The sequence below is a fragment of the Enterococcus raffinosus genome (genome assembly GCF_001886185.1).
GTDB lineage: Bacteria > Bacillota > Bacilli > Lactobacillales > Enterococcaceae > Enterococcus_A > Enterococcus_A raffinosus.
In genome coordinates, this window is record NZ_JXLA01000095.1 from 1 (window position 1) to 1,703 (window position 1,703).

General features: G+C 36.2%; 1 protein-coding gene. It reads right to left on the reverse strand.

The genetic code is table 11. From position 1 onward, the window contains the following. Positions 1–206: 206 nt before the first annotated feature. Entirely contained in the window at positions 207–1,142 is a 936-nt protein-coding gene (locus RV13_RS20305; RefSeq protein WP_060789658.1) for a hypothetical protein, read from the reverse strand. Positions 1,143–1,703 lie beyond the last annotated feature (561 nt).

Consider the following 1,703-nt stretch of genomic DNA (forward strand, 5'->3'; position numbering starts at 1 on the left):
ACCCCCGATACTACTAGTATTACTAGTCAGTCTGAGGGTGCTTTTTTCCAATCGCTGAAGAGAACTCTAAGTAAACCACAAAGGATTCACTTCCGTTTACCGCTCCAACATTCCTTTGTGAAACGAGAGGAAACCTTTCTGTTGATTTTTGCATCAGTTTCCCCTTGACCTTTCCCAGATGACAAAAGCCTTCTGATGTCATTCTTTTAATAATATTCATTCAGTTCGCGAAATGCTTGCTGAAATTTTTCGACAAATGGTTTTGTTACGGCGAATTCCTGCAATTGACAAATTTCATAGTAACTTTTAAACATTCGTGCATCTTTATCTGAAAATAAAACGCTGCCTTTCCCAGAGTTATTTTGTATTAAAATACCTAAGTGACTGAACTTAATTTGTCTCAAAACCTCTTGAAAATCATCCAAAATAATTGCATCATTTTTTTGCAGTGCATTCACGCATGTCTCAAGTACGTGAATAAACTTGTCTTTGTCAGGCTCACAAATTACCTGTTTAACGAAACGTTTACCATTGTAGGAGTGCTTCATTGCCCAATGATAAAAATTTTCGGGGCAATAGTCTTTTGGCGTAATCAGGTAGCATGTCCCTATTGTCCCCTTCTTTTCACTAACTGGCATTGCATCGCCAATTTCTAACAGCCTTGTTCTGCCAGTGACCCACTTGTAATTCTGGTCGCCCTGGGTAAAATAGAAATCACCAGGTTTACTACCATAAATAGCAAAAAAATGATCTTTGGGATTCAGTTGGTCCTTCGTGTTAAATTTTCCAACAGGAACTTCTTCAATTTCATCATATTCGATATCAATATCTTCTACCCCATAGACTTCCTTTGGATAAGTTTTCAAGATTTGCTTCTTAGCAAATTCAATCTGCGAGACATCAGTCGGAATTACAGGGTAAGCCGTACGATTTCTGAAATAAAGCTGAAATCTGTCTCCTTCCACAATCCCCATGTTCGGTGTCATTTTCTCGGTAAAGAATGATTTGTAGAACTCCTCTGGAGTCCCGTCAAATCCTCTTGGCATTTTGCCACTCATAGACAATTCTTCCAATGATAGTAAACCTTTAGCCTTTGGATCGCGATTTTGCTCACATAAATCCTTTAAGTATTGATCTGTCATAATGTTGCCTCCTAGATTATTCTATTAAAAAGGCTGTCACCTTTTTACAAAAATAATTTAACAAATCGATACGGAGGAAGCGGGTTTTATTTCCATCCCAAAACACCCGCTTATACCTATTAAGTATTGATTTAAGCATTGATTTATCGGTTCTAATTTTTTTAAAATAACACAATTTCCTATCTACAAACAAAAAAATATATTTCATTTGTTAAGAGTTATCGCTTCATATGAAATGAAAAAATGTTGCTTTTGTAAATACACTTGATTGTTTTTCCTGAGGCTACTGACTAGCAAATATGATAGACTTATCACATTTGTCTATATAAAAATGACTCGTATCCGTTTATTGCGATGTAGCAAAGCATAAAAGCACACTAAATCAATACTCACTAACTAACCGTATCCTTCTTATCAGATAGTTCAATATTTGGACTATAACTATTTCACATCTACGCTTTGGTATAAACCAAATATTCAATTATGATCAAACATTGGTGATAACTCTTGGTTAAAGCCCTTGGTGGTAGCCCTTGGTGGTAGCTCTTGGCGGTAGCTCTT